At 56.3% G+C, this 25,539-nt stretch carries 27 protein-coding genes and 1 tRNA gene; 12 read left to right on the top strand and 16 right to left on the bottom strand.

The window, feature by feature from the left end; all coding sequences use genetic code 11:
• Positions 1-93 precede the first annotated feature (93 nt).
• Both J2Y86_RS04470 and J2Y86_RS04465 read right to left on the bottom strand, forming a co-directional pair.
• Positions 94-642, bottom strand: a complete 549-nt coding sequence (locus tag J2Y86_RS04470) for a superinfection exclusion B family protein (protein WP_253428487.1) — start codon at positions 640-642, stop codon at positions 94-96.
• A 939-nt stretch (positions 643-1,581) separates the two neighbouring features.
• Positions 1,582-1,667: transfer RNA gene (locus J2Y86_RS04465), tRNA-Leu, on the bottom strand.
• 256 nt (positions 1,668-1,923) lie between these two features.
• On the opposite strand from J2Y86_RS04465, the gene J2Y86_RS04460 reads away from it, so the two are divergent.
• Both J2Y86_RS04460 and J2Y86_RS04455 read left to right on the top strand, forming a co-directional pair.
• Positions 1,924-4,314, top strand: coding sequence for a hypothetical protein (locus tag J2Y86_RS04460; protein ID WP_253428485.1), 2,391 nt, complete (start codon positions 1,924-1,926; stop codon positions 4,312-4,314).
• Positions 4,265-4,735: an antitoxin Xre/MbcA/ParS toxin-binding domain-containing protein gene (locus J2Y86_RS04455; protein ID WP_253428482.1), complete on the top strand. Its 471-nt coding sequence runs from the start codon at positions 4,265-4,267 to the stop codon at positions 4,733-4,735. The genes J2Y86_RS04460 and J2Y86_RS04455 overlap by 50 nt, the downstream gene beginning before the upstream one ends.
• Positions 4,736-4,863: 128 nt before the next feature.
• Here J2Y86_RS04455 and J2Y86_RS04450 read toward each other — a convergent pair whose 3' ends face one another.
• Together J2Y86_RS04450 and J2Y86_RS04445 are read right to left on the bottom strand one after the other, a co-directional pair.
• Positions 4,864-6,276: a hypothetical protein gene (locus J2Y86_RS04450; RefSeq protein WP_253428480.1), complete on the bottom strand. Its 1,413-nt coding sequence runs from the start codon at positions 6,274-6,276 to the stop codon at positions 4,864-4,866.
• Positions 6,277-6,703: 427 nt separating this feature from the next.
• The gene (locus J2Y86_RS04445) at positions 6,704-7,255 is read right to left on the bottom strand and encodes a cytochrome b (RefSeq protein WP_253428478.1); all 552 of its coding nucleotides are present in this window, start codon (positions 7,253-7,255) and stop codon (positions 6,704-6,706) included.
• Positions 7,256-7,462: 207 nt separating this feature from the next.
• Here J2Y86_RS04445 and J2Y86_RS04440 point away from each other — a divergent pair, with 207 nt between their 5' ends.
• From J2Y86_RS04440 to J2Y86_RS04410, 7 genes are read left to right on the top strand one after another with little or no spacing between them, the layout of a single operon-like run.
• Positions 7,463-8,140, top strand: a complete 678-nt coding sequence (locus J2Y86_RS04440) for a thermostable hemolysin (RefSeq protein WP_253428476.1) — start codon at positions 7,463-7,465, stop codon at positions 8,138-8,140.
• Positions 8,130-9,611, top strand: a complete 1,482-nt coding sequence (locus J2Y86_RS04435; protein ID WP_253428475.1) for an AMP-binding protein — start codon at positions 8,130-8,132, stop codon at positions 9,609-9,611. The genes J2Y86_RS04440 and J2Y86_RS04435 overlap by 11 nt, the downstream gene beginning before the upstream one ends.
• Positions 9,608-10,282 (top strand): TenA family transcriptional regulator, encoded by a 675-nt coding sequence (locus J2Y86_RS04430; RefSeq protein ID WP_253428472.1) that lies wholly within the window; start codon positions 9,608-9,610, stop codon positions 10,280-10,282. The genes J2Y86_RS04435 and J2Y86_RS04430 overlap by 4 nt, the downstream gene beginning before the upstream one ends.
• Complete coding sequence (locus J2Y86_RS04425) at positions 10,269-11,078, top strand: SDR family oxidoreductase (protein ID WP_253428470.1); 810 nt, start codon at positions 10,269-10,271, stop codon at positions 11,076-11,078. The genes J2Y86_RS04430 and J2Y86_RS04425 overlap by 14 nt, the downstream gene beginning before the upstream one ends.
• The gene (locus J2Y86_RS04420; protein WP_253428468.1) at positions 11,075-11,719 is read left to right on the top strand and encodes a tetratricopeptide repeat protein; all 645 of its coding nucleotides are present in this window, start codon (positions 11,075-11,077) and stop codon (positions 11,717-11,719) included. The genes J2Y86_RS04425 and J2Y86_RS04420 overlap by 4 nt, the downstream gene beginning before the upstream one ends.
• An 11-nt stretch (positions 11,720-11,730) precedes the next feature.
• The gene (locus J2Y86_RS04415) at positions 11,731-12,393 is read left to right on the top strand and encodes a response regulator (RefSeq protein ID WP_253428466.1); all 663 of its coding nucleotides are present in this window, start codon (positions 11,731-11,733) and stop codon (positions 12,391-12,393) included.
• Positions 12,390-13,757, top strand: coding sequence for a sensor histidine kinase (locus J2Y86_RS04410; protein WP_253428464.1), 1,368 nt, complete (start codon positions 12,390-12,392; stop codon positions 13,755-13,757). The genes J2Y86_RS04415 and J2Y86_RS04410 overlap by 4 nt, the downstream gene beginning before the upstream one ends.
• Positions 13,758-13,839: 82 nt before the next feature.
• On the opposite strand, the gene J2Y86_RS04405 is transcribed toward J2Y86_RS04410, so the two are convergent.
• A complete protein-coding gene (locus J2Y86_RS04405) occupies positions 13,840-14,043 on the bottom strand; it encodes a hypothetical protein (protein ID WP_253428462.1) in 204 nt (67 codons plus the stop codon).
• A gap of 205 nt (positions 14,044-14,248) precedes the next feature.
• On the opposite strand from J2Y86_RS04405, the gene J2Y86_RS04400 reads away from it, so the two are divergent.
• Positions 14,249-14,638, top strand: a complete 390-nt coding sequence (locus J2Y86_RS04400; protein ID WP_253428460.1) for a hypothetical protein — start codon at positions 14,249-14,251, stop codon at positions 14,636-14,638.
• A gap of 46 nt (positions 14,639-14,684) precedes the next feature.
• Here the strand turns inward: J2Y86_RS04400 and J2Y86_RS04395 are convergent, their stop codons facing one another.
• The gene (locus J2Y86_RS04395; RefSeq protein ID WP_253428458.1) at positions 14,685-15,521 is read right to left on the bottom strand and encodes an NAD(P)H-binding protein; all 837 of its coding nucleotides are present in this window, start codon (positions 15,519-15,521) and stop codon (positions 14,685-14,687) included.
• 154 nt (positions 15,522-15,675) lie between these two features.
• On the opposite strand from J2Y86_RS04395, the gene J2Y86_RS04390 reads away from it, so the two are divergent.
• Complete coding sequence (locus J2Y86_RS04390) at positions 15,676-16,332, top strand: TetR/AcrR family transcriptional regulator (protein ID WP_253428456.1); 657 nt, start codon at positions 15,676-15,678, stop codon at positions 16,330-16,332.
• 24 nt (positions 16,333-16,356) lie between these two features.
• Here J2Y86_RS04390 and J2Y86_RS04385 read toward each other — a convergent pair whose 3' ends face one another.
• From J2Y86_RS04385 to J2Y86_RS04350, 8 genes are all read right to left on the bottom strand, one after another.
• On the bottom strand, positions 16,357-16,641 hold the full coding sequence (locus J2Y86_RS04385; protein WP_214383023.1) for a hypothetical protein: 285 nt from the start codon (positions 16,639-16,641) through the stop codon (positions 16,357-16,359).
• 303 nt (positions 16,642-16,944) lie between these two features.
• The gene (locus tag J2Y86_RS04380; protein WP_253428454.1) at positions 16,945-17,175 is read right to left on the bottom strand and encodes a hypothetical protein; all 231 of its coding nucleotides are present in this window, start codon (positions 17,173-17,175) and stop codon (positions 16,945-16,947) included.
• Positions 17,176-17,290: 115 nt separating this feature from the next.
• Positions 17,291-17,512, bottom strand: coding sequence for a hypothetical protein (locus J2Y86_RS04375; RefSeq protein ID WP_253428452.1), 222 nt, complete (start codon positions 17,510-17,512; stop codon positions 17,291-17,293).
• A gap of 71 nt (positions 17,513-17,583) precedes the next feature.
• A complete protein-coding gene (locus J2Y86_RS04370; protein WP_253428450.1) occupies positions 17,584-18,624 on the bottom strand; it encodes a DNA topoisomerase IB in 1,041 nt (346 codons plus the stop codon).
• 75 nt (positions 18,625-18,699) lie between these two features.
• Positions 18,700-19,779, bottom strand: a complete 1,080-nt coding sequence (modC, locus tag J2Y86_RS04365) for a molybdenum ABC transporter ATP-binding protein (protein ID WP_253428448.1) — start codon at positions 19,777-19,779, stop codon at positions 18,700-18,702.
• 3 nt (positions 19,780-19,782) lie between these two features.
• Positions 19,783-20,463, bottom strand: a complete 681-nt coding sequence (gene modB / locus J2Y86_RS04360) for a molybdate ABC transporter permease subunit (protein WP_253428446.1) — start codon at positions 20,461-20,463, stop codon at positions 19,783-19,785.
• Complete coding sequence (gene modA, locus J2Y86_RS04355) at positions 20,464-21,231, bottom strand: molybdate ABC transporter substrate-binding protein (protein ID WP_253428437.1); 768 nt, start codon at positions 21,229-21,231, stop codon at positions 20,464-20,466.
• A gap of 263 nt (positions 21,232-21,494) precedes the next feature.
• Positions 21,495-22,559 (bottom strand): NAD(P)H-dependent flavin oxidoreductase, encoded by a 1,065-nt coding sequence (locus J2Y86_RS04350; protein WP_253428435.1) that lies wholly within the window; start codon positions 22,557-22,559, stop codon positions 21,495-21,497.
• Between the two features lie 197 nt (positions 22,560-22,756).
• Here J2Y86_RS04350 and acuI point away from each other — a divergent pair, with 197 nt between their 5' ends.
• Complete coding sequence (gene acuI / locus J2Y86_RS04345) at positions 22,757-23,740, top strand: acrylyl-CoA reductase (NADPH) (RefSeq protein WP_253428433.1); 984 nt, start codon at positions 22,757-22,759, stop codon at positions 23,738-23,740.
• Here the strand turns inward: acuI and ada are convergent, their stop codons facing one another.
• Both ada and alkB read right to left on the bottom strand, forming a co-directional pair.
• Positions 23,741-24,787, bottom strand: a complete 1,047-nt coding sequence (gene ada / locus J2Y86_RS04340) for a bifunctional DNA-binding transcriptional regulator/O6-methylguanine-DNA methyltransferase Ada (RefSeq protein ID WP_253428431.1) — start codon at positions 24,785-24,787, stop codon at positions 23,741-23,743. It lies immediately after the preceding gene.
• Between the two features lie 86 nt (positions 24,788-24,873).
• Positions 24,874-25,539: a DNA oxidative demethylase AlkB gene (gene alkB, locus J2Y86_RS04335; protein ID WP_253428429.1), complete on the bottom strand. Its 666-nt coding sequence runs from the start codon at positions 25,537-25,539 to the stop codon at positions 24,874-24,876.

The following is a 25,539-nucleotide window of genomic DNA, read 5'->3' as shown; positions in this document are numbered from 1 at the left end:
GTAAAGATATTATAGCGCAATGTATGTTTTTAATTGTTATTGCATAAATCTGTACTGGACAGATTTGTCACTAGAACAAAAAGAGGAAGCGGATTAGATACGTCTTCTTCGGCCAGTCTGTAGCGGTGGGGCAGCCCCCTCAAGCAGCTCAGGGTGCGCAGTGAGGTAATCCCGACACCAGGGTTGGATGTTGAATGGTACTCCCTGGAGCATGTTGAAGACGTTGGAGCTACGGTAAAGCATGTTCTTTGCGCTCAAACCACCAGCGATTCCGTCTTCCGGTTCGAAGTAGCGAGTGTTTTCGTGTTCAAGTACGTAAGGCGCTAGGTAACTCTTCTCGGCAGGCGTCAGTTCACGGAGACGTTGTTCTCGGACGAGTCGGGCGGATCGGGTCTTCCAGCCCTTGGCAATCACGTCCTTGAGCCAAAGCATCGTTGTTGCGGAAAGGTACGCAATAGAAAGAAGGAAGGCGCCGCCGATTTCTGCCTTGTGCTCTACGCGGATGGCTGCCATCCCAAGGCTTTCAATCAAAGTGTCTGGTGAGAACAGGACAAGGCCACTTGCGATGCCAATGGCGAGCATCGGTCCTGGTGCATTCTTGAGTACAGCGCTGACAACGCTTCCGAGCCATTCCATTGCCATATTTCGTCCTCCAATAATTTCAGTGAATTGAAGCATATGGAGGGGGCAATGGTTTTTCTTTTATAGGACGACAGTGTTGGAGTCTGAGGCCGTGGATTTTCTGGGTTTCTTCTTTCGCACTGTCGCTTTCTTGGGCTTCGGTTTATGCGATTCAACCAGGGCTTCTGGCGTGCTGCCGGAGAGATGTAGATGGCCATAATGCGCAAGGAGAAGGGCGTCGCTACGTCCGTCTCTTAGGCCGCCCCTGGGGCCGTATAGAGAGGCCGCAGGGTAGAGACTTTGAGCGAGGTCGGCGATTTCTTGCTTATGAATGCCCTTGTCTTTGGAGCTGGACTGGATGCCGAAGTGGCCTTGCCATGCTTGAGGTCGGATCAGCAGGTACGGAACACCGAGGGCCGCTAGGACACCTGTGATTGATCCTAAGGCGTGGCCGAACGTAAACGTTGACGTGACTCCTTGCCCAGGTCTGGACGAGACAAGCTCGCAAGTTGCGAATTCTGGTTGGTGTCTGTGTATTAATGAGGCGAGGTGCGCGCAATTTATGCGGCTTTCTGCGGCTTCGATATCAACGATTTCTACCAGCTGCCCGTCGTCCAAAATGGCTATGGCTCCACTGAGCCCTGGGTCTATTCCTAAAATTACCATAACATCTCCTTTTGTTATGTAATTATAGCGTCTTGTAAGGGTGGCGGCGACTGTTTACCTGGCTGACATTTGGACGGTGGAGTGGAGAGCTATTTTGGTGTTTTATTTTGCAAAAATTTTGGCTCGAAAATCGGCTGGAGGCCACGTGGTTAGCGGGTTTCAGCCATCGGAAAAGTAAAATAAATCTCTTAAGAAAAGATTTTGATTTTTCGAGGAAGAAAGGAGTGAAAGCAGCCCAGGCTAACGCCTGAAGGGGACCAGCGGGGGTGGTGCAGGAGGGAGGAGAGTGTTTGTTGGTGCGGGGTACGAGAATCGAACTCGTACGATCGTGGATCGTCAGATTTTAAGTCTGATGCGTCTACCAATTCCGCCAACCCCGCATGCCTTGCAGCAGCGACGGATCATACTGATTTAAAAGGGGAATGTCACCCCTATTTGCAACCGCAGCCACCCCCGCTGGCCCCTTTAGCGCTGAAAGCGCTGTAAGCCTTGATTTTCCTGGCCTTCAGAAGGAAAGAAGGGTTTTCGGAAAAATAAATTTAATAAATCTGCAAAAGAAAGGTTATTTACTTGCAAAGTAAATTACAAGACGTTATACTGTAAATGCCAACGATAAATCTATAAAAAGGAAACACCATGGAAGTCTTAACCCTTGACGGATCAATCCGTTCACCTCACGCCACCTTCACCGTTTTTTCTGATTCGGATCTGCTGCAAGAAAAGGTAGATTCTCTCGGTTCAGATCGCACCCACTTTTGCATTCACTACACCGGCGCTCGTACTGCACTTATTGCCTTGGAGTCCGGAATGGACCTCATCGGTGACGATTTGAAGACCCTAGTTTTTGAAAAAAATGCGCTTCTGATCCAGCAAAAAATAGAGAGTGTAAAAAACATTCACGAGGCAGGTAAGGCGTCGCGTCAAATATTCAGCGATCTCGACAGACTTGCCCATAAAAAAGACTTACATACATTGCTATGTATTATCGAGAATTCGAAACAAGTATATGAAATCACCTCATTATTGTCTAAAAAATACAAGAAACACGATTTAACGACGACGGCAAAAGTTAGCCGGATGATCAAACCGAACGAGGTTGAGGTCGTCGATTACAAGGGTCTAGCACTCAATAGTTCGCTGGCTCTCGTAGCTCAAATGGGAGCTGGCAAAAACGTTGAATGCATCGAGCCCTGGTTCGCAGATGCGATGCTGAACGACAAAATGCCAGTCTACTTGGCCCCATTGAAATCTTTGCTCGATAAATACGTTGGCACAGCCGAACACTATCAATCGTTAATCGACACGGATTCTCCAAGAAAAGGCCTCCGTACAACCGCTAACTCATTCGTAATGGAGCAGTACGCTGAACTCAGAAAGCATAACAAAATCCTGTTTATTGATGAGGTTGTGAGGCTTATAGAGCAGGTGAATGGCGGCGCGTTTTTGTCAGGCTCCATGCACGATAAAGTGTTTGGCTGGGAGATTATTTTTGATGCAATTAAAAGTGCAGAGACTGTTGTGCTTGCTGACGCTCAACTTGGCCAAGACTATCTCGATATCATTAAGAGTCTTACTGGGAAAAAATTTCCTGCTCTGACAACTCCGTCGAGTGATTATTCCAGTATAAAAGTTTTCATAGGTACTAAAGTTGCGGAACTTGCAGCAATCGTTAAATTGAGAAAAGCTGACGGCGTTAAATCTGCTTATTTCTTCGACGGGAAAATTGAGGACGGGAAAGCTCTTGAGGCTGCATTCATAAAAGCTGGCCTGAATGCGATTTATCTCTACAGTTCCGAAGGCAATGCCACAGCTAACGGTGTGATAGAGGTTTCAAGAAAGCCCGATTCCTTAGACTGTTACGATGTCGTAATTTGCAGTCCATATATTGGGCCTGGATGGGCATGTAACCTGCAAGATTTCAAAAACGTATTGGTGCATTGCTGCGGCACGGTTTCACCTGCAAGCGTGATTCAGAGCATCAAGAGATTTCGCGCAGTTGAAAGTGTAAACATTGCTTACGATTTGAGATTTGCGAAGAGAAATCTACCAGAAGATGAACTCAGCGTAGCATTCAACTTGGCTGCAAATGAGATACAAAACGAAGCCTTCGACGTATCAAAAACGTTAACAGCGGCTTATGATTTTGTAAAAAATCCTACCGGCAAAGCAATATGCAAAATGATCGCCTTGGAAAACTACTCTCGCAACAATTATGAGTTTTTCATCCATAAAGCAGTTCAGGCGTTGGGTTTTGACATGGAAGTCCTCAGTCATGATGCCAAGATTGCTCGCAGTGAGTCGAAACTTATTAAGAAAGAGAAGGAAATCATCTCGGAAGAAAAGATGAATTTCTTTTTAAATGACCAATTTCTTGATGAAAAGAAACTGATTGAATTAAGAGCTGTTAAAAGGAATAAGGGCGTTGTTTTGGCTGACGATTGGCTAATTGAGAAGAGTGAAGCCGCTCTGTTGATGAACACAAAAGGTGAGTTTACAGAAGCAGAACTAGATTTCATTTTGAATAAAAATGGAGTGGAGCTGATCAAAAAGTGTGAAATTTTAGCAGGTGAATCTAAACAAACTCACGCCAATTTCGTCAAGGCTGAGCTTTTCCGCGAAGTAGTAAAATTTGCGAAGAGCGGAGTTTATAATACGGAGTCGATTACAGGGTTTTTTGAGAAGTTGAAGTCTAGTAAGCTCAAATGGAACGGTGTGTCCATCAGCAAATTCACGCTATTAACCAGGACAATTTTTGAAATGAAAGGTGTCGCTGGTGGCGGATACGTAGCTGCAAAAAACATATTAAAGTTTCTCGGCTTTGTAATGTCGTCAAGCGAAAGTAAATCAGCTGGAATTTATCAGATTGATTCCTCTCTTTTTGATATGGCCAATCGATACGTTCAAAAGAATATTATTCCTGATCTGGACCTTCAGGCTAAAAATAAGCGCAAGATGAATGAATTGAAAGCTATGATTCATGAAGGAAAATCAGCGCGAGTGGCACAGCATGAGGCATTACCAGCCTGATCAGGCATCACCAGCTCCAACTCCCTGGGATAGCCTCGGCATCCCAGTATCCGGGCCGGAATTGATCACCCAGCTGCACCAGGGCTTCTCCATCAAAACCCTTCAAGCCCTTTCCCAACTCATCGAAATCGACACTCAAACTCTCGGCAAGGCCATCTCCCTGAGCAACACAACCTTGATCAGACGATTTAGGGCAGGGCGGTTCAATACCGTCGAAAGCGACTCAATCTTCCGTCTCGCTACCATTATTCTTGCTGCACTCGAACTCTTCGAAGGCGATGGGTTGTCAGCAAAAGCCTGGCTTCAAGCCCGACAGATCGGCCTCGGTGGCCGCAAGCCCCTGGACCTAGTAAGCACCCAAGTAGAGGCCAATTCGATCCTGCGGCTCATTGGGCAGATTGAGCACGGTGTTCCAAGTTAAATTGCAGGCAAAAGAAAAGGGCTCTCACCGAGAGCCCTTTATGGTCGCCAAACCAATAAATCAGAAAACACAAATCTATCTAACAGTTACTATTATGACAACGCTTTATTTACTTGTCAATATAATAACTAGACTGTTTCGTCTTTTTTGCTCGGAAGTCCAAGTTTTTTTAGTTCTTCCGGTGAAAACTCTGCCAAGAGCTTCATCAGCTCATTGAACTTGTTTGTTTCTTCCAGTTTCAGGCCAAACAGATCTTTTGTGAGACCAGCCTTTTCAAGGATGAGGTCCGTAATCTTCTGCGTTTGTTTGCGCAAGTGTTCAGGATCATCGTATGTGTAGGCGACCGTTACGTCCTTCTGCTTTGGGACGTGATCTACAAGAGCTTTCCAGTCGTGCAACGGTATTTCTGCGCTCCTGCAAAACTGCTGGAAAATATTCCTCAGTGCCTTTTTTGGATAGCGCGCTAGTCCTGCTTCATCAAAAATCAGCTTGAGATATTCACGAGCGCTGGTCTCTGCTATCGATTTGGTGGGCTCTGTAGGGGACTGAAAGAGCATAGAGTGGCTGGGATTGTACTCTCGCTCGACAAATGTCCATGCCACGTCGCTGAGCGGAATCTCGATTTCCTGCCCACTTTTCCTGACAGCTAATGCGTAGGCCCTGTCATAAACAAAACTTTTTCGATGCGTGTAAACCATTTCTAACGGCGTGGCTCTCAATTCACCTGGGCGCATTCCGGAAAAAAGTTGTAGCAGATGCAGGTTAATACAACGCTGAAGCTGATTCGTGCTCCTCATGCCTTCCGGAGGGTTGTCACGCAATTTTAGGGCTGCACGAATGAATTTACCAAGGTCGTCGTCCGTGATTTTGTACTCATTCCTTTTTTGAGGAACGTCTTTGTTGAGAGCAGCGATGATGCTCGTAAAATTGTGAAATCCTTGGTTTTTACGGGTCGCCATGGCGAACTCAGTTAAGACCGAAAGCACCACTTTCACTTTTCGAGCGGGTGAAATTCCCTTAGGAGATAGCTCATTGTATTTCTCAAGGAACTCAGCCTCTGTGATTTCTCTGAGATCGCGATCTAGCCAGTCAGGCACGTATCGATTCAGTACGCCTAGCATCTCTTTGTAATAATCGGCGGTTTTACCTTTCTCATTTTTTACGCTAAGAACACCGTACACGCCTTTCCATTTTTCAAAGGCTTGCCTAATGGTGAACTCGTCACCTTTTTGATCGAGCAGCTCTCCAGGTTCCAACGTAGAAAGCAGGCGTTTGGCCTCAATCCTTAGGTCGTCCAGATCGTAATTTTTGGGATCATGAGGAATGATTTTGTTGATCAGGTTTTTCTTGCCGACACTCCTGCGAGCGTTCACGTAAAAGCTTTTTTTAGTCACACCGATTTTCAACCTAAGGTCGCTGCCTTCGGTTGTATCTCGATAGAAAAGGGTGACGCCTTTAGCGGACAACGGAAGCTTGTCGATTTCCTTTTTCTTAAAAACCATCTCAAATGTGCTGCTGCTTCCGCTATTCTCGTTGCCCATGGCGCCTCCAATTATGATTTTAGTAACATAGTCTATTTCGTCCCTCGCGCCAAGATTGAAATTTGATAACTTTTTAGTAACGCCAACTCCGTCGTGGGATTGACAAAACTGGTTAATAAGTTATCGATTGTTTTTGTGGTTGTCGATTTCGCCCGTATTTCGCCAGCATTTTAAGTGGAACGCTCAAATCTGGTTGTTTTGTTTAAAATAAATAGAGCGTAAAGTAACCGGTTTGAGGGACTTAAAATCCCCCGCTCGTAAGGGCGTGCCGGTTCGATTCCGGCTTCGGGCACCATGAATATCAAGGGCTTGCATGAGGTTTCTCATGCAAGCCCTTAGTTTTTTCCGCAATCAAAAAAATTTTTCCCGCCATCGCATCCGCTAAATCACAGCCTGGATCGGCACCATTTTGTTCGGTTGCCTGGCGCTAGGGCAGGAAGCGTTTGGGCAGCATGCGTGTGAGGGTGTTGTCGCGCACCCAGTAGTGATGGAAAACGCCTGCGCAGGCGTGCAAGCCAATCAGCCAGTACCCGGCGGTGCCGACCCACTCATGCCAATATTTCAACTGCTTCGCCAAATCGGGGTCGACTGCGATGGGTGAGGGCAGCGTGAAAGCAAAATACGGTATCGGTTTTCCGGCTGCACTGAGCATCAGCCAGCCGAGCAGGGGTGTCGCGATCATCAGCGCATAAAGCGCAAGATGGGTCAGGTGGGCCAACGCGGTCTGCCAGGCAGGCGGGCGGGGCGAGATGGGCGGGTGTTTTTGTAAACGACCGAGTAACCGGACCCATACCAAGGAGAAGATCGCCAGTCCGAACAGCGCATGGGTGCCCAGCAACGGACCCTTCAATGGATGCTGGCGGGGGAGCCAGCCTTTGAGCTCGATACAGGCATAGACGCCAACAAACAGCCCGAGCATCAGCCAGTGCAAGGTGATCGAAAGTGCTGCGTACCGCTGTGGTACCGAGTGACTCGTCATATAGGGCCTCTTGCGGATTGTCATGGCTGGTGAGTCATTCACGTAGCCAGATGCTGGTTTGGCTGCTGAGCCAAGTGGCGAAAACTCTGCCTTCCAAGCCTTAAGGCAATCTGAAGACAGCCTCGGTCCTGACTTCAGTCCACCTTCAGATTCCGTTAAGAAATGCCTTGGATACTCCTCCCACACTTACCCGGGAGGCGTCTTCCAATGCCCGATTTCGAATGGAATATCCCTCTACCCCTGTGTTTCGGCCAAGCGGAAACGCCTCCGATGAGTCTGGCCAGAGCGTTGCCTGACACCCTGGCACGCCCGGTCTTCGAAGCCTTCATTCAGCAACGCTTTCGTAAGGCTCACGGCGCCGACATACGCCATTTCATGCCGGAACTGTTCGGCATGAGTGATGTGACAGGCACGCTCTGTGCGGTGGCCGGTGTGCGTCTGGCCAACACTGAATCGCTGTTTCTGGAACGTTATCTGGATGAGCCGATCGAGCCGCTGATCAGTGCCGCTGCCGACCGTCCCGTGGATCGCTCCGGCATCGTCGAGGTCGGCAATCTGGCCGCCAGCGACACCGGCAGTGCGCGATTGAGCATCATCGCCATCACGTACCTGCTGGCGATGGGCGGTCTGGAATGGGTGGCGTTCACCGGCAATATCGGCCTGGTGAACAGCTTTCATCGCCTGGGCCTGAAGCCCGTCACCCTGTGTGCGGCCGATCCCTCGCGGCTGGGCGATGACCGTCACAGCTGGGGCAGTTACTACGAGAGCAAACCCTGGGTGCACGTCGGTAACATTCGCGCGGGTTTCATCCATTTGCGCAACATTGGCATGTTCAATCGCCTGGGGTTGCCATTGTCCATCGAGGAATCCAGTCATGTCGCCTGAACTGCAGCGGTTCAAACAAACCCTGCGCAGCCATGCCGAGCGCAAGACCAGTGCCATTGCCTTGTGGGGCGATCACCTGAAAGTAGATTACGCCACGCTGTACGCCGAAGTGGTGTATCGCCAGCAGCGCTTGCGCGATGAACACCTCAAGGTGGTTGCCCTGGCGCTGGACAATGGCGTCGAAGCGATGCTCTGGGATCTGGCCGCGCTGTTCGAAGGCCTGACCTGCCTGACGTTGCCGCCTTTTTTCAGTCCGGCTCAACGCATCCATTGCCTGGAGCAGAGCCAGGCCGGGCTGGTGATTGCCGAGCCCGAACTGGAAGACGAACTGCAACGCGCCGGGTACGAAAAAAACGGCGAGTTCTGGCGCCGTACTTTCAGCGGCCCAAACCGCATGCCGGAAGGGACCGCCAAACTGACGTTCACCTCCGGCACCACCGGTACGCCCAAAGGCGTGTGCCTCAGTGCCGAGAGTCTGTTAACGGTCGCACGCGAACTGGATCAAGCGAGCAAACCCGCTGACCCGCAACATCACCTGGCCTTGTTGCCCTTGGCGATCCTGCTGGAAAACCTCGGTTGCTATGCCGCGCTGTATGCCGGTGCGACCTTGAGCCTGCCCAGTCAGCAAACCCTGGGCATTCAGGGCGCCAGCGGTGTTGATGTGCCACGCCTGCTCGGATGCCTGGCCATCCGTGTCCCCGAAAGCCTGATCCTGGTGCCGCAACTGCTGTTGATGCTGGTCAGTGCCGCCGAACAAAAAGCGTTCAATCCTTATCCATTACGTTTTGCCGCAGTGGGTGGGGCACGGGTCAGCGAAGAATTACTGCACCGTGCGCAACGGATCGGTCTGCCGGTGTACGAAGGTTATGGGCTGTCGGAGTGCGCCTCGGTGGTCTGCCTCAATCGGCCCGAGGCCCGCCGCCCCGGCAGTGTCGGCCAGCCACTTCCCCACGTGGAGATTCGCCTGGCACAGGATGGCGAAGTACTGGTCAAGGGCGCGAGCCTGCTCGGTTATCTGGGTGAGGTGCCACACACCGATGAATGGTGGCCGACCGGCGATCTCGGCGAATTCGACCCTGAGGGTTTTCTCTACCTGAAAGGGCGCAAGAAACACCAATTCGTCACCAGTTTCGGACGCAACGTCAATCCGGAATGGGTTGAGGCCGAATTGACCCAGCGCCGCCATATCGCCCAGGCCTTCGTCTACGGCGAAGCGATGCCGCGCAACCACGCGTTGCTCTGGCCCCATCGACCGGATTGCACCGACGAAGAACTGGCCGCCGCCGTCGCACAGGCCAACGAAGCCTTGCCCGATTACGCCCAGGTCCATCAATGGACCCGCCTGGATCAACCTTTTACCCCCGCCAATGGCCTTCTCACTGCCAATGGCCGACCGCGCCGTGACGCCATCGTCGAGCGTTACCGGGCGCAACTGACTGAATCCGCACTTTCCGAGGTGTCCGCATCATGAGTTTTTTCGACACGCTGCAAGAAGCCACGCAACAAGAACGCCATGCGTTGTTCAATCTGCCGATCATCCGCGACGCCCTTGAAGGCAAGGTCAGCCTGGAAAGCTATCGCGCGTTCCTGGCGCAAGCCTATTACCACGTGCGCCACACCGTGCCGTTGATGATGGCCTGCGGCGCCCGCCTGCCGACGCGCCTGGAATGGTTGCGCAAAGCGGTGTGCGAGTACATCGAGGACGAATACGGTCACGAACAATGGGTATTGGACGATATCGAAGCCTGCGGCGGCGACAGGAACGCGGTGCGCGACGGTCGTCCGTCCATGCCGATTGAATTGATGGTCAGCTTTCTTTACGACCTGATTGCGCGCGACAACCCGGTCGGCCTGTTCGGCATGGTCAACGTGCTGGAAGGCACCAGCATCGCCCTGGCCACCCACGCTGCCGACAGCATTCGCGAGCGGCTGAGCTTGCCGGAGAGCGCCTTCAGCTACCTCAGCTCCCATGGCTCTCTAGACATCGAACACATGCAGACCTATCGCCGGCTGATGAATACCCTCGACGATCCGGCGGATCAGGCGGCCGTGATTCACGCCTCCAAAGTGGTGTACACGCTCTACACCGATATGTTCCGCGGCCTGCCGCGCGATGGGGAGAACCGGCATGCGCCTGTCTGAAGCTCGCGTGGTATTGACCGGTGCCAGCGGTGGCATTGGCCTGGCGATCGCGTCAGCCTTGTGTGCCAGCGGTGCACACGTATTGGCGGTGGCCCGGCATCGCGAATCCCTGGAACCGTTGCTCGCGCGCTATCCGCAGCACCTGTGCTGGATCGGCGCGGACCTGACCGTTCTGTCCGACCGGCGCAAGGTGTTGGCCGCGGCGGAGGCCATTGGCGGAGTCAATCTGCTGATCAACGCCGCCGGGGTCAATCACTTCGCCATGCTTGAACAACTGGAGGACAGCGACATCCACGCCATGCTGGCGGTGAACATCGGCGCGCCGATCTGCCTGACCAGGTTACTGCTGCCGCTGCTCAAGCAAGCCCAGAGCGCGATGGTGGTGAACGTCGGTTCGACCTATGGGTCGATCGGCTACCCCGGTTACGCCAGCTATTGCGCTACCAAGTTCGCCTTGCGCGGTTTTTCCGAAGCCTTGCGCCGGGAGCTCGCGGACACCCGGGTCGGCGTTCTCTACGTTGCACCACGGGCTACCCGCACGAGCATGAACAGCCCCGCGGCGCAGGCCTTGAATGACGCTCTGAAATCCAATGTCGATGCCCCCCAGACAGTCGCCTCGGCGGTGATTCACGCGATCGCCGGCGACCGTCGTGATTTGTATCTGGGCTGGCCGGAGCGCTTTTTCGTGCGCCTGAACAGCCTGCTGCCCAATTTGGTGGACCGAGGCTTGCGCAAGCAATTGCCGCTGATCCGTCGCCTGAGTCAAAAGCCCGACAACGAGAACCTCAAGCCATGAAAAAATTTACCGTTTGCCTGCTGTTCACTGCGCTGAGCCAAAGCGTTTGGGCGTTGGACACCGCCGACCAGCAACGCCTGACCGGCATCCAGCAAAGTTGGGCGCACATTCAATACGAACTGCCTGCTGACCAACGCACCGCAGCGTTTGAAAAGCTCGCCACCCAGGCTGCTGCGTTTACCCGGGAGCGCCAATCGGTGGCCGAAGCCTGGATCTGGTCCGGTATTGTCACCAGCAGTTGGGCCGGAGCCCAAGGCGGCCTGGGTGCGTTGAGCAAGGTCAAGGACGCGAAGGTCGATCTGGAGAAAGCGCTGGCACTCGACCCCAAAGCACTGCAAGGCTCGGCCTATACCAGCCTCGGCGCCCTGTACGACCGCGTTCCCGGCTGGCCCATCGGTTTCGGTGACTCGGACCAGGCCGAGCTGTTACTCAAACAGGCCTTGCAACTCAACCCGAACGGCATCGATAGTCTGTACTTCTGGGGTGATCACCTCTACCGTCAAAAGCGCTACGGCGAAGCCCGGACAGCGCTGCAAAAAGCCCTGCAAGCGGCGCCACGTCCGGGCCGGGAGCTCGCCGATGCCGGGCGCCGCAAGGAAATCGAAACGTTGCTGGTGGACGTGAACAAGAAACTCGACTGACAGGAGTTCGTGTGCGCTTATTACTGATCGAGGATGACGTAGCGTTGGGCGAAGGCATCCATCAGGCCCTGGGTCGAGAAGGTTACACCGTTGACTGGGTGCACGACGGCAGCAGTGCCTTGCACTCGCTGCTCAGTGAAACCTTCGATCTTGCAGTGCTCGACCTTGGCTTGCCGCGCATGGACGGCCTTGAAGTGCTGCGGCGTTTGCGTGACAGCGGGTCGAACTTGCCAGTGCTGATCCTCACCGCTCGGGATGCCACCGAAGACCGTATCGCCGGACTGGATGCCGGCGCTGACGATTACCTGATCAAACCCTTTGACCTGGCCGAGCTGAAGGCGCGCCTGCGAGCGTTGTTACGGCGCAGCGCCGGTCGCGCCCAGGCGTTGATCGAACACGCGGGTATCAGCCTTAACCCCGGCACCCAGCAAGTCAGCTATCAGGGAGATCCGGTGGCGCTGACGCCCAAGGAGTATCAGTTACTCCATGAACTGCTCTCGCCTCCGGGGCGGGTCATGACCCGCGATCACTTGATGCAGTTGCTCTATGGCTGGAGCGAGGAGGCCGAGAGCAATACCCTGGAAGTGCATATCCATCACTTGCGCAAGAAATTCTCCACCGACTTGATTCGCACCATCCGTGGCGTCGGCTATCTGGTGGAGGAGCGCCGATGACTTCGATCAGGCGACGCACGCTGACGCTGATCATCGGCCTGTTGCTCGCCGGCATTGCGATGATGAGCGTGCTCAACCTGCACGACAGCAATCACGAAATCGCCGAAGTCTATGATGCTCAGCTGGCTCAGAATGCTCGACTGCTTCAGGGGGTCATGCGTATGCCCATGGCCAGCAAGGAACACGCCGATCTGTATCAGGCCTTCAACAAGGCCTTGAGTGAAGCGGAGCCGAGAGTCGACGGTCATCCCTATGAAACCAAGATTGCCTTCCAGGTCTGGAACCGCAAGGGTGAAGTGCTGGTGCATACGGCCAGTGCGCCGTCTTTCGGCACACCTCCGGCTACGCCAGGATTCAGCGATGTGGTGGACCTGAACCACCGTCACTGGCGTGCGTTCATGCTCGAAGACAAACAGAACGGCCTGCGCATCTGGGTTGGCGAGCGAGACGATGTTCGTTCGGACCTGGTGGACCGGATCGTACGCCATACGCTGGGGCCCAATATCCTGGGCAGTTTGCTGTTGGCGTCCATGATCTGGCTGGCGATTGGCTGGGGTTTGAAACCGTTGGTCGATATGGCCGCGACATTGCGGGCGAGGCATCCAGGCTCACTGGAACCCTTGCAACTGATGCCGTTACCCACTGAGCTTGAGCCCATGCAGGCGGCCCTCAACCGCATGCTCGCGCAAATCCAGGAAGTGATGGGACGGGAGCGGCGCTTTATCGCTGACGCTGCCCATGAAATGCGTACGCCATTGGCGGTGCTCAGGGTCCATGCACAGAACCTGATGGAGGCGGGGAGTGAAGAGGATCGTCGCGAGTCCCTCGAACATTTGATCGCCGGCGTCGACCGTGCCAGCCGACTGGTCAACCAACTGCTGACCATGGCTCGACTTGAACCGCAATCAGCGATTCGTACACCCCCCACCATTGATCTGGTCGCCACCGTGCGCGCGAGCCTGGTTCAGTTGACCCCCTGGTTGTTGAACAAGGGGCTCGAACTGGCTTTCGATGTCAGCGACGAAATCGGCCCGGTCAGAGTCGATTCTGCCGCCATCGATATCGCCTTGAACAATTTGGTGACCAACGCTGCAAACTTTTCCCCGAAGCACGGCTTGATCACGGTAAGACTGAATAAAAAAGCAGATCACTACGAACTGTCTGTCGAGGACGAGGGACCGGGGATTAACGAGGGGGATCGCGACAGGCTTTTCGAGCGGTTCTACAGCCGTGGCAATGATCAGGGTGCGGGCTTGGGCTTGAATATCGTTCAGGCCATCGCCGATCGCCTGGGAGGGCGGATTCGGTTAGAGAATCGTACCTCGACAGGGTTGTGCGCTACGCTGGAATTCCACTGCGTTTGATGCTGCCCGGCTAGCCCGCGCACAGAGCCAGGCTTGCCTGCCTACGCAGTAGTGAGCCCTTGTGACTGGAACGCCAGAGCCTTTATTTTTGACCATCGCTTTCCTGTTTCCCGCGTCGCTCGATGCCGGTAGGGCTTCCGACATCAATCAGTCTTCTTTCCACCAGAATATTCTGCAGTGCCTGGCGAGCTGCAGGCTCCAGCTGATGCTCTCTCTCCTTGAGCTCCAGCAAGATCGGGCTGGACCAGGTGCGGTAGGTTTTCTCCGCCATACGAATCGGTGTCATTTAATCACTCCTTGATCAGTCTCCACACTACGGTTGGCGCCTTTGCGATGCGTTAGAAATCCTAGTTGAGGAAACGGTCTATCGCCAAAAAGGGGAGCGGCTTACGACGCTATTGAATTTATAGTCAATTGGTATATCCGTCGTTTTAGATCTATCTAGTCTTAAAGCTCGATGTCCGTCTATAAAAAATAGAAAAGGTGAAGTGATGATCAAATTAATGACTGCCTTATCTGTAGCGTTATTTTTAGCGGGATGTTCTACAGGCCTTCCTAAGGATGCTCACTCTCCGGCGCCACCCAATGCGAAGCAGCTTAGCGGCGAGGAGATACGGCATGTTCTGGTCGGCCGTGAGCTGCAGAGCCGCACCGAGAAGGGGGAAAGATTCTGGCAAACCTTGAGCCCTGGCGGAGCGGCGGTGATCAAGATCGCTAATTACTCGGAAGTAAAAGGGAATTGGACGGTGGCTGGAGACGTGATCTGCGTGACTTATAAAGAGTATGGGAAGGAGTGCAATACCGTGCGCAGCGACGGTGTTTCAGTCTGGTTGATCGATGAAAACAAAAAGACCACTAATAATGTATTCAGTGTGCATTAACCGATGCACACTGAATCACTTAATGGTCGCGCGGTACGCTTCAATATCACTCTTCGCTTGCCCAGATACCTGTGGCAGAAGTGCGTCGAACATAGTCGCTGAAGTCCCGCGCCGGGCGCCCCAGCGCACGTTGTACGCCATCGGCCACCGGTGTATTGCGGCCGTCGAGTACGGTCGTGAAGAGATAAAGCACCAGATCGATCAATTCGGCGGGTAGCTGCGCCTGTTCCAGTGCCTGGCGATAGGCGTCCGGCGGTACTGCAACGAATGCAATGTCCCGATTCGTCTCACGGGCAATTTCCGCGACGGCTTCAGCGAAGGTCAATGCTCGCGGCCCCGTCAGTTCATACAGCTGGCCTGCGTGCCCCGGTTGGGTCAGTGCCTCGACCGCGACTTCGGCGATGTCTTCCACGTCGACAAAGGGTTCGGCGATGTTGCCGACCGGGAGGGCCAGTTCTCCTTGCAGAATCGGTTCGAGAAAGTGGGCTTCGCTGAAGTTCTGAAAAAACCAGCTGGCCCGCAGGATGGTCCAGTCGGCTCCGCTGTTCTGAACGACGCGTTCGGCTTGTTCCGCTTCAATTTCGCCACGCCCCGATAGCAGCACCAGTTTGCGGACGCCACTCTTGACCGCCTGATCGGTGAAGGCCTGCACGGTCTCGACGGCACCGGGCACCGCCAGGTCTGGCTGGAACGAAATGTAGGCGGCGCGAACGCCATCGAGCGCGGCGGCCCAGGTGCTTCGATCCTCCCAGTCGAAAGCAGGATCTGCCCCTCGGGAGCCCAAGCGGACAGTCACTCCCTGCGCTTGCAATCGCTGAACAATTCGCCGCCCGGTTTTGCCCGTAGCGCCGAGAATCAGGATGGTTTCATGGGTTGATTTCATCGCGTTCATCTCCATCGGTTTAATGTGAGTGATGCTCATGTTTAAAAGATGATAGATCCTCACGTTTTAACGTCAACCGGCAGAATCGATGAAACCGACGTACGGGCAGTGCTAAGGTGAGCCTATGTCATGTTATTGATCGGGAAGCGCGCCAGTGCCCAGGAAAACCACCGAAGTCGTTGAGCAGCCTGTCTCCGAGGCAGCCCGGCGCAATCCAACTCAACAACGCAGTCGCGAGCGTCAGGAGCGAATCCTGGCGGCGGCGACGCAATTGACGGCGAGCAAGGGCAGCGATCAACTCAAAATGAGTGAAATCGCCGAATGCTGCGGGATTTCGATCGGCTCGCTTTATCAGTATTTTCCTGACAAGAGCTCGGTCATACAGACCCTGGCAGAGCGCTACAACGCCGAAAGCCGTCGCTGTATCGAGGCGGCGCTGGCTGCGGTTGAAGACGCGCAAGGGTTGCAGGCAGCCTTTTCTGCGCTGCTCGACGAGTATTACGAGATCGTGTTGGCGACACCGGCGATGCGCGACATCTGGTCGGGCATGCAGGCAGACAAACACCTTATGGCGCTGGAACTACAGGAAAGCCGGATTGCCGGCGGGCTGCTGGCTGACGTGATGCTGCGGGTGTATCCAGGCAGTGACGCGGAGCAGGTTCGGGCCTCGGCATTCTTGATCTGGCACCTGGGCGAAGCGACCATGCGCCTGGCCATTTCGTGTGCACCCGAAGAAGGGCGCGGACTGGTTGAAGCGTTCAAGCGAATGGCTTTGCGTGAAATCACCGGGTTGGCGGCTGGGACGAACTGATATCGCAACCGCCAGATCTGTCTGCTAAACGAAAGGTTGACCGGTAAAACCACGAGGCAATCGTTGCAGCCCGTCCATCGCGGTAAGCCGTTCTACCCATGCTGCGCGCCAGTCATTGGCGGTGTGAGTGACCTTGGCTTTGCGTGCGGCACGGCGTGCAGCGTTTCGCTGGTCTTTGCGCGCATCCTTGAACGCATCGGTGTTTCGGCAGCTTCTGCATTTCACCCGGGTCAGTTCAGTGGTCGAGGTGAGTTTGCTTCCTTTGTGACCGCAGGCCAGATGCCCGCCAACTTTGAAGTGAGTAACCATCAGACGCCTCCTTCGTGACGTGTAATCGTTGGACCTCGCGCAAGTAGTGACGTTCGGTGACCGGGCGACAGGCAAAAAAATGGCCCGCATGCGGGCGGGCCAAGGGGTTCTTTAAAGGAGTAGGTTCACTGTACGGGGTGAGTTGTGAACGCTGTGTGAAATGGCCGGGAAAAAAAATCCCGGCGCCAGGCCGGGTTGGGTTCAGCAGTAATGATCAGGCAAGTATGCGCACGGTGACGAAAGACGTCGCCGTTCATGGGCCCTGAATCAGACCGTGCTCGCGTGTCCGGTGTCCGGATTGAATCATCTGAACCTTGGCAGCGGACGGTCGACAGGCTTGAGCGAGGACAGCGTACTGCGGATCAGTGGCGTGTCCTTCTCGATGTCGTTCAGGCGATCACGAATTCTGAGGGCGGTCGGGTGCCCGCCTTGATGATCGACCCAGTCGGCGATTTCCTTGCACGCCGCCGCCAATCGAGCCTGGCGGGAATCAAGCAGAGTGAGCAGGGTGGTGATGGACTCTTTTTCGGACATGGCAAACACCTCCGTTCAAGAAACCTGGCAGTTGGCAACAAAAAGCCCGCTTGGAGCGAGCTTTCTGCCGATGGGGTCGCTGTTCCCTCAGCCATTTTCAGTATAGACCCGGACTTCAGCCTTGTCGGGCCGTCACTTGTGATCGGGCATTGAGTTGATGGCAGGCCCGATACGCATCTTCTTCAAATTCATAGCCGTCGCCAATGAAGCCATTGGTGCGGGTATCGGCGATGCGGTACCAGCATTCAGCGTCAGGTGGCTGATGATTGGATTCCCCGTCCCGGCGACCATGAATGATGATCTTGTTGCAGCGCTTCACAACGAAAATGTCTTCCATGGCGTCACCGAAGCTAATTTCTGTCACATCAACTATAGAAGGCATTCGAGATCGTGCAAAAAATGCACGGGTCAGTTCGTCGGTTGAGACGCCTCGATCATTCGTTCCAGGTACATCGCCAGCCCGACCTCTTCGGCCCTGAGGCCCTTACGGATTCTGGGGCGCGGCAACTCGGCCAAGGCCCCCAGCAGGAAACCCTCGAGCACCGCCGGGTGGATGTAGCACTTGCGACAAACCGCCGGGGTATTGCCGAGTTGCCGGGCGACGTTCTTGACCATCTCCACCACATGGCGCTTGGCATCCGACTCCGGTTCCCACTGCAGTTCACGCAGCACCGCCAGCGCCAATGCACTGCCGGCCCAGGTGCGGTAATCCTTGGCGGTGAAGTCGGCACCGGTCAGGGTTTGCAGGTAGGCATTCACGTCGGAGGAACTGACGGTGTGCCGTTCACCGTTTTCATCCAGGTACTGAAACAGGTTTTGCCCGGGAATCTCCTGGCAGCGTTTGATGATCCGCGCCAGGCGCCGGTCTTTCACGGTGATCTGGTGTTCGACACCGCTCTTGCCACGGAACTGGAAGCGGATCGCACTGCCGTTGACCTCGACGTGACGGTTGCGCAGGGTGGTCAACCCATAGGACCGATTGTCCCGCGCATACTGCGTATTGCCGACCCGGATCAGCGTCGCATCCAGCAAGGTAATGACCGTGGCCATGACTTTGTCGCGGCTGAAGCCCGGTGCCTCCAGCAAAGTTTCAAGCTGTTTGCGCAGCTTCGGCAGGGCGAGCCCGAAGTCCCGCAACCGCGAGTATTTATCGGCATCGCGCACTTCACGCCAGCGCGGGTGGTAACGGTATTGTTTGCGCCCCCGGGCATCGCGGCCGGTGGCTTGCAGATGCCCGCGCGGGTCGGCGCAAATCCATACGTCGGTGTAGGCCGGAGGCACGGCGAGGGCGTTGATGCGCTTGATTTCATCGGCGTCAGTGATGCGCTGACCCGTGGGTTCGAAGTAGCAAAACTTGCCGCGCAATTTCTTGCGCGTGATGCCGGGCTGGGTGTCGTCGACATAGTGCAGGTCGGGCGGCAGCACGTCGGGCAGTGCGGAATCGGGCATGGCAGTAATCCTTGGCAACGAATCAGGGGCCGTTACAGCCATTGACCGCAGGCCTTTGCAGATGTGCCAGCGGATTTACGAGAGCACTGCCACTGCCTTGATTTGCGCCCAGAGTTGCTGGCCGGGGTGCACGTTCAATTGATCCCGGGAGTAACGGGTGATCCGTGCCAGCAGCGGCGTGCCCGCTGCGTCCAGGCGAATCAGCACATGGGCGGCGTTGTCCGCGCCCATTTCACTGACCACCGTCACCGGTAGACGATTGAGGATGCTGCTGTGCTCGACGCTTTGCAGACTCAGGCTGACGTCCCGCGCCTGAACCTTGCAGCGAAGTGCCTGGCCGGAATCCATCGGGGTGTGTGCCACGCGAATGTTCAGCGCGGTGCCCGGCAGTTGCAGGGTCAGTAATTGATAGTTGGCGTCATACGTACTGACATGGCCCTCGATCACGACGCCGGCGTCATCGCCCAGCGCCAGCGGCAGGTCGAGACGGGCCAGGGTTTCACCGATAGGGCCGCTGGCCAGCGCCTTGCCGTCGCTGAGCAGGACGATGTGGTCGGCCAGTCGCGCCACTTCATCCTGGGAATGACTGACGTACAGCACCGGAATGTCCAGTTCATCGTGCAAGCGTTGCAGGTAAGGCAGGATTTCGCTCTTGCGTTGGGAATCCAGTGCGGCCAGGGGTTCGTCCATCAGCAACAGCTTCGGACTGGTCAGCAGCGCGCGGGCGATGCCGACGCGCTGACGCTCGCCGCCGGAAAGGTGTTGTGGGTGACGATCCAGCAGATGGCCGATGCCCAGCAGTTCAGTCGCGTGAGCCATGTCGACCCGGCGCAGTTGTTTCGGGATTCGCCTGAGACCGAATTGCAGATTCGCCAGTACCGACAGATGCGGAAACAGACTGGCTTCCTGAAAAACATACCCCAGCGCGCGTTTGTGCGGCGCGACGAAAATCTTCCTGTGGCTGTCCTGCCAGATTTCATCGTTGATCTGGATGAAACCCTGTTCCGCCCGTTCAAGGCCGGCGATGCAGCGCAGGCAGGTGGTTTTGCCCGAGCCGGAGTGACCGTAAAGCGCGGTGACGCCACGCCCCGGCAGTTGCAGATCGACATCCAGGGCGAACCCCGAGTAGTTCAGTTTCAGGCGCATTTGAATCATCGATCAGCTCCAGCCTGCTTTGGTTTTGCGACTGGAGTAGAGCGCCAGCAACACGGCAAACGAAAACACCAGCATGGCCCCGGCCAGCCAGTGGGCCTGGGTATATTCCATGGCTTCGACGTGATCGTAGATTTGCACCGAGACCACGCGGGTCTTGTCGGGAATGTTGCCGCCGATCATCAGTACCACACCAAATTCGCCGACGGTATGGGCGAAACCGAGGATCGCCGCCGTGATGAAACCCGGTCGGGCCAGCGGCAGGATTACACTGAAAAAGGTGTCCCAGGGATTGGCGCGCAAGGTCGCGGCCACTTCCAGCGGACGGCTGCCGATGGCAGAAAAAGCGTTCTGCAGCGGCTGGACCACGAACGGCATCGAGTAGAGCACCGAACCGATCACCAGCCCCGCAAAACTGAATGTCAGGGTGCCGAGCCCCAGTGACTGGGTGAAGTGGCCGACAAAGCCGTTAGGGCCGAGTGCCAGCAACAGATAAAAACCAATCACCGTGGGCGGCAACACCAGGGGCAGGGCGACGATCGCCCCGACCGGGCCGCGCAGCCAGGACTGGGTGCGCGACAGCCATAACGCAATCGGAGTGCCGATGATCAACAGGATGACCGTCGTCAGGGACGCGAGTTTCAGGGTCAGCCAGATCGCGGAAAAGTCGGCACTCGATAGGGTCATTTAGAGTTGGTAACCGTAGGACTTGATGACAGCAGCGGCTTTCGGACCTTTGAGGTAGTCAACCAACGCCTTGGCGGCCGGGTTGTCCTTGCCTTTGTTGAGGATCACCGCGTCTTGTTTGATCGGGTCGTGCATGTCGGCCGGAACGATCCACGCCGAACCGCTGGTGACTTTGCCGTCTTTGTAGATCTGCGACAAGGCTACAAAGCCCAGTTCTGCGTTACCGGTTGAGACAAATTGATAAGCCTGGGTGATGTTCTGGCCTTCAACGAGCTTGTCTTTGACCTTGTCAGTCAGGCCCAGCTTGGCCAGCACCTGAGTGGCGGCGAGGCCATAAGGTGCGGCTTTCGGGTTGGCGATGGACAGATGCTGATACTTGTTGTCGCTGAGCACGTTGCCCTTTGCATCGACATAACCGTCTTTGGCCGACCACAACGCCAGGGTGCCGACGGCGTAGGTGAAGCGCGAGCCCTTGACCGTGTCACCTTCGGTTTCGAGTTTTTGCGGGGTGGTGTCGTCCGCCGAGAGGAACACCTCGAACGGCGCGCCATTCTTGATCTGGGTGTAGAACTGGCCGGTTGCCCCAAAGGAGGTGACCAGTTTGTGCCCGGTGTCTTTCTCGAAATCGGCAGCGATGGCCTGGATCGGCGCGGTGAAGTTGGCCGCGACAGCGACCTGGACTTCATCGGCCTGGGCAGCGCCGATGGCGAACACCGCGAGCAGGCTCGCCAGGCAGGTTGGGGCAAAACGTGAGGCACGAATGGTCATGAAACGGCTCCGTGGCAGGCTGTGCAGCGAGGGGGTGATAACGCTATATAGACAAATATATAGCGAAATGCCTGCAAACGGAATGTGTTGGACCTGGATTGCATCTGGCGCCGGAAATCATGTGGTGAGGGAGCTTGTTTGTGGCGAGGGGATTTATCCCCGTTGGGTCGCGCAGCGGCCCCGCTTTTTCGGCCGACATCCAAGTAGTTTGCGTCTGCTGCGCAGCCGAGCGGGGATAAATCCCCTCGCCACAGGTTGTGTGCCTACCGGTGTAGTAGTTTTGCCAATCCCTCTTCGGCCAAACGCCGCGTCAGCTCCGCCGTCGTCATTTCAACCCCCAACGTAAAGGCCTGCCCGGCCCAAAGGTTGCTGAAATCCGCTTCCCCCTTCGCTCGCAATGGCATCAACGCTCCCCCCGCCAGCGGGAAGGCCGGCGCTTTGTCGCTCATCGGCCCGAGCTCACGCATGACCCGGTTCAGAATTCCCCGCGCCGGGCGGCCGGTGAAAATGTTGGTGACAGCGGTCTCGCTTTCCTTGGCCGTGCGCAGTGCCTTGTGATGGGAAGAGCTGACTTTGGCTTCCGGCGTGAACAGGTACGCCGTCCCCACTTGCACCGCCGAAGCGCCCAACAGAAACGCCGCCGCGACGCCCCGTGCATCGCCAATGCCGCCGGCAGCAATCACCGGTACTTTCACCGCGTCGACAATTTGCGGCACCAGCGCGAAGAGGCCCACCTGGCTGCTCAGGTCGTTGCTGAGAAACATGCCTCGATGGCCTCCGGCTTCGTAGCCCATGGCGATGATGGCGTCGCAACCGTGTTGCTCGAGCCAGATCGCTTCTTCGACGGTCGTTGCGGAAGACAGCACTTTTGCGCCGGTGGCCTTGACGCGATCCAGCAAGGATTTTTCCGGCAGGCCAAAGTGAAAGCTCACCACGTCGGGGCGACATTCTTCAATCACTTCGCAGGTCGCGTTATCGAACGGCGCGCGATTGGACACCGGCGTCGGCGCGTCGAAATCCGCGCCCAGTTCCCGGTAGTAGGGTTCCAGCAGATTCTTCCAGTCCCGAGCACGGTGCTCATCGGCGGCCGGCGGTTGGTGGCAGAAGAAATTGACGTTGAAGGGGCGCCGGGTCTGTTGGCGGATCGTCTTCAATTCTTCGCGCAATTGTTCGGTGCTCAGCATGGCCGCAGGCATCGAGCCCAGGCCGCCGGCATTGCTCGCCGCGATCACCATGGCCGACCCTGTAGCGCCGGCCATCGGCGCCTGGATGATGGGCAGTTCGATTCCAAGCAGATCAAGAATTCGGGTGTCTGGCCATTGGCTCATTTTCAAGGTTCTCCGGTGTCACGGCAGGAACGGGTTTTGTACCAGCTATGGCGGGCGCTAGACCAATCGATTTTTGCATGGGCTGGGCAATCACATGTGATGGAGACACCCGGATTGGCTTAAAGTCGGGTAGGGCAGAATGTTGCAGTGTGATATTTCAACTGCACACAACCGAGTGAATCGATGAGGAGACGACGATGTTCCAGGGCATTTTGATCGACAAAGACGACAACGATTACCGGGCCACACTGCAAGAGATCAATGACGATCAACTGCCCGAGGGCGATGTGACAGTGCGGGTGGCGTATAGCACGCTGAATTTCAAGGACGGTCTGGCGATCACCGGCAGCAGCCCGGTGGTGCGAAAATTCCCGATGGTGCCGGGTATCGATCTGGCGGGGACTGTCGAAGTCAGCGAGCATCCGGACTACAAGGTCGGTGATCAGGTCGTACTCAATGGCTGGGGTGTCGGCGAGGGGCATTGGGGCGGATTGGCGCAGAAAGCGCGTCTGAATGGCGACTGGCTGATTCCATTGCCCCGGGAATTCACGGCTGCCCAGGCAATGGCCATCGGCACGGCCGGCTACACGGCGATGCTGAGCATTCTGGCGCTGGAGCATAACGGCGTGACGCCAGAGCAGGGCGACGTCCTGGTCACGGGCGCCAACGGCGGTGTAGGCAGTTTCGCCATCGCGTTGCTGAGCAAGCTCGGTTACCGGGTGGTCGCGTCCACTGGCCGCACCTCCGAGCACGACTACCTCAAGCAGTTGGGCGCCAGCGAAATCATCGACCGCGCTACGCTGTCCGAACCGGGCAAGCCGCTGGCCAAGGAGCGTTGGGCGGCCGTGATCGACTCGGTCGGCAGTCACACCCTGGCCAACGCCTGTGCCAGCACCAAGGCCAACGGCACGGTCGCCGCCTGTGGTCTGGCGCAAGGCATGGATTTTCCAGCTTCCGTCGCACCGTTCATTCTGCGTGGCGTAACCCTGGCCGGAATCAACAGCGTGACCCAGCCGAAAGCCAAACGGGTGTTGGCGTGGAATCGCCTGGCCAAGGATCTGGACTTCGCGTTGCTGCCACTGATCAGTCACGAGATCGGTTTGAGTGAAGCGATCGAAGCTGCGCCGCGTTTACTCGCCGGTCAGTTGCGCGGTCGAGTGGTGGTGGATGTGAATCGCTGATTACGGCGTCTCACGCTCCAGCAACTGCCGCTTGCGCTCCACCCCCCAGCGATAACCCGACAGGTTGCCGTCGCTGCGCACCACGCGGTGGCACGGGATCGCCACCGCCAGACTGTTCGCGCCGCAGGCCTGAGCCACGGCACGCACGGCTTTCGGTGCGCCGATGCGCTGGGCGATATCGGCGTAGCTGGCGGTGCTGCCCGCCGGAATCTCGCGCAACGCCTGCCAGACGCGCTCCTGAAATGCCGTGCCCTGAACGTCCAGCGGCAAATCCAGGCCGATCGCCGGGGCTTCGATAAAACCGACGACTTTGGCGATCAGTTGCTCAAACTCATGATCGGCGCCAATCAGGTTGGCCCGCCGAAATTTGTCCTGAAGATCGCACACCAATTGGTGCGGATCATCACCCAACAAAATCGCACAAACACCGCGTACGCTCTGCGCCACCAGAATCGCCCCCAACGAACACTGGCCGACGGCAAAGCGAATGTCGTTGTTCTGGCCTTCGGCGCGGTAATCACCGGGTTTCATGCCCAGCAGTTGATCCGCTGCCTCATAAAAACGGCTGTTGGAGTTGAAACCGGCGTCATACAGGGCTTCGGTCACCGAACCTCCACCGGTCAAGCGTTGACGAACCTTGCGTGAGCGGTGGGCCGTGGCATAGCCCTTGGGCGTCAGCCCGGTAACGGCCTTGAACACACGGTGAAAGTGAAAACTGCTCAGGCCCGCGACGTCGGCCAGTTCGCTCAGCGCCGGCAAATGCTCGGCCGCCTCGATCTGGCGACAAGCAGCTGCGACGGTCGCAGCATGTTGCGCGGCGACGTCACTCTGATCCTTTGCCGCTCGTTTGCTCGGCCGGTAACCCGCTGCCTGGGCCTGCTCGGCCGTGTCAAAGAACTCGACATTCTGCGGCTTCGGCAAGCGCGCCAGGCTGCTGGGGCGGCAGTAGATGCCGGTGGTTTTCACCGCATACACAAACTGCCCGTCAGCGCGGGGATCGCGGGCGACGACGGCGGCCCAGCGGGGATCGTTCTCGGTGATTGTCATGGCTTCATGTCCGTTGACCCGTTTGATTCAGATTAACCAGCCGGCAGGGGCGCTGCACTCCGGGTCTTGCGGTCAAATTCGCGGGCTCATTGTGCGGTACGAAAGGTGAAGTTGATCCGTTGCTCGCCCATGCGCGGATGCTGACCTTCCTTGATCGGCAGAACCCCGTGATAACGCAGGCGATCGACGCCGCCCCAGACCACGATATCGCCATGGAACACCGGTACCCGCTGGCTTTTGTCGCTGCGTTCAAAACCACCGAACAGGAACATCGCCGGCAGGCCCAGCGACACCGAAACGATCGGCGCTGCGTAGGACGCTTCGTCCTTGTCCTGGTGCAATGACATCTTCGCGCCAGGGATATAGCGGTTGATCAGGCAGGAATCGGGCACGAAATCGGCAAAGCCGGCTTCCAGTGCCGCAGCTTGCGCGAGCTCAAAAAAGACCGCTGGCATGTCCGGCCAGGGGGCATCGGTCCACGGGTCATGACGGGAATAGCGGTAACCGCTGCGGTCAGTGGTCCAGCCCCATGTGCCGCAACTGCTCATGGCCGCTGACATGGTAAAGCCACCGGGCGTGACCATCTGCCGAAACGGCGCGGCTGCCAGAACGGCCTCGAGCGCGGGCAGTAATCGCTCCAACCACGGCAGGGCAAAGCCTCTCAAGACGTAGGACTGTTCGCCAATCTGCTCTCGCCGAGGTGGCTGTGCGGGCTCCGAGACGGCAAACAGATCGAAAGTGGTCGGGTTCAT

The organism is Pseudomonas migulae, assembly GCF_024169315.1.
GTDB classification, from domain to species: Bacteria; Pseudomonadota; Gammaproteobacteria; order Pseudomonadales; family Pseudomonadaceae; genus Aquipseudomonas; species Aquipseudomonas migulae_B.
The sequence above is the reverse complement of the archived record's forward strand: the minus strand, read 5'-3'. Positions and strand labels throughout refer to the sequence as shown.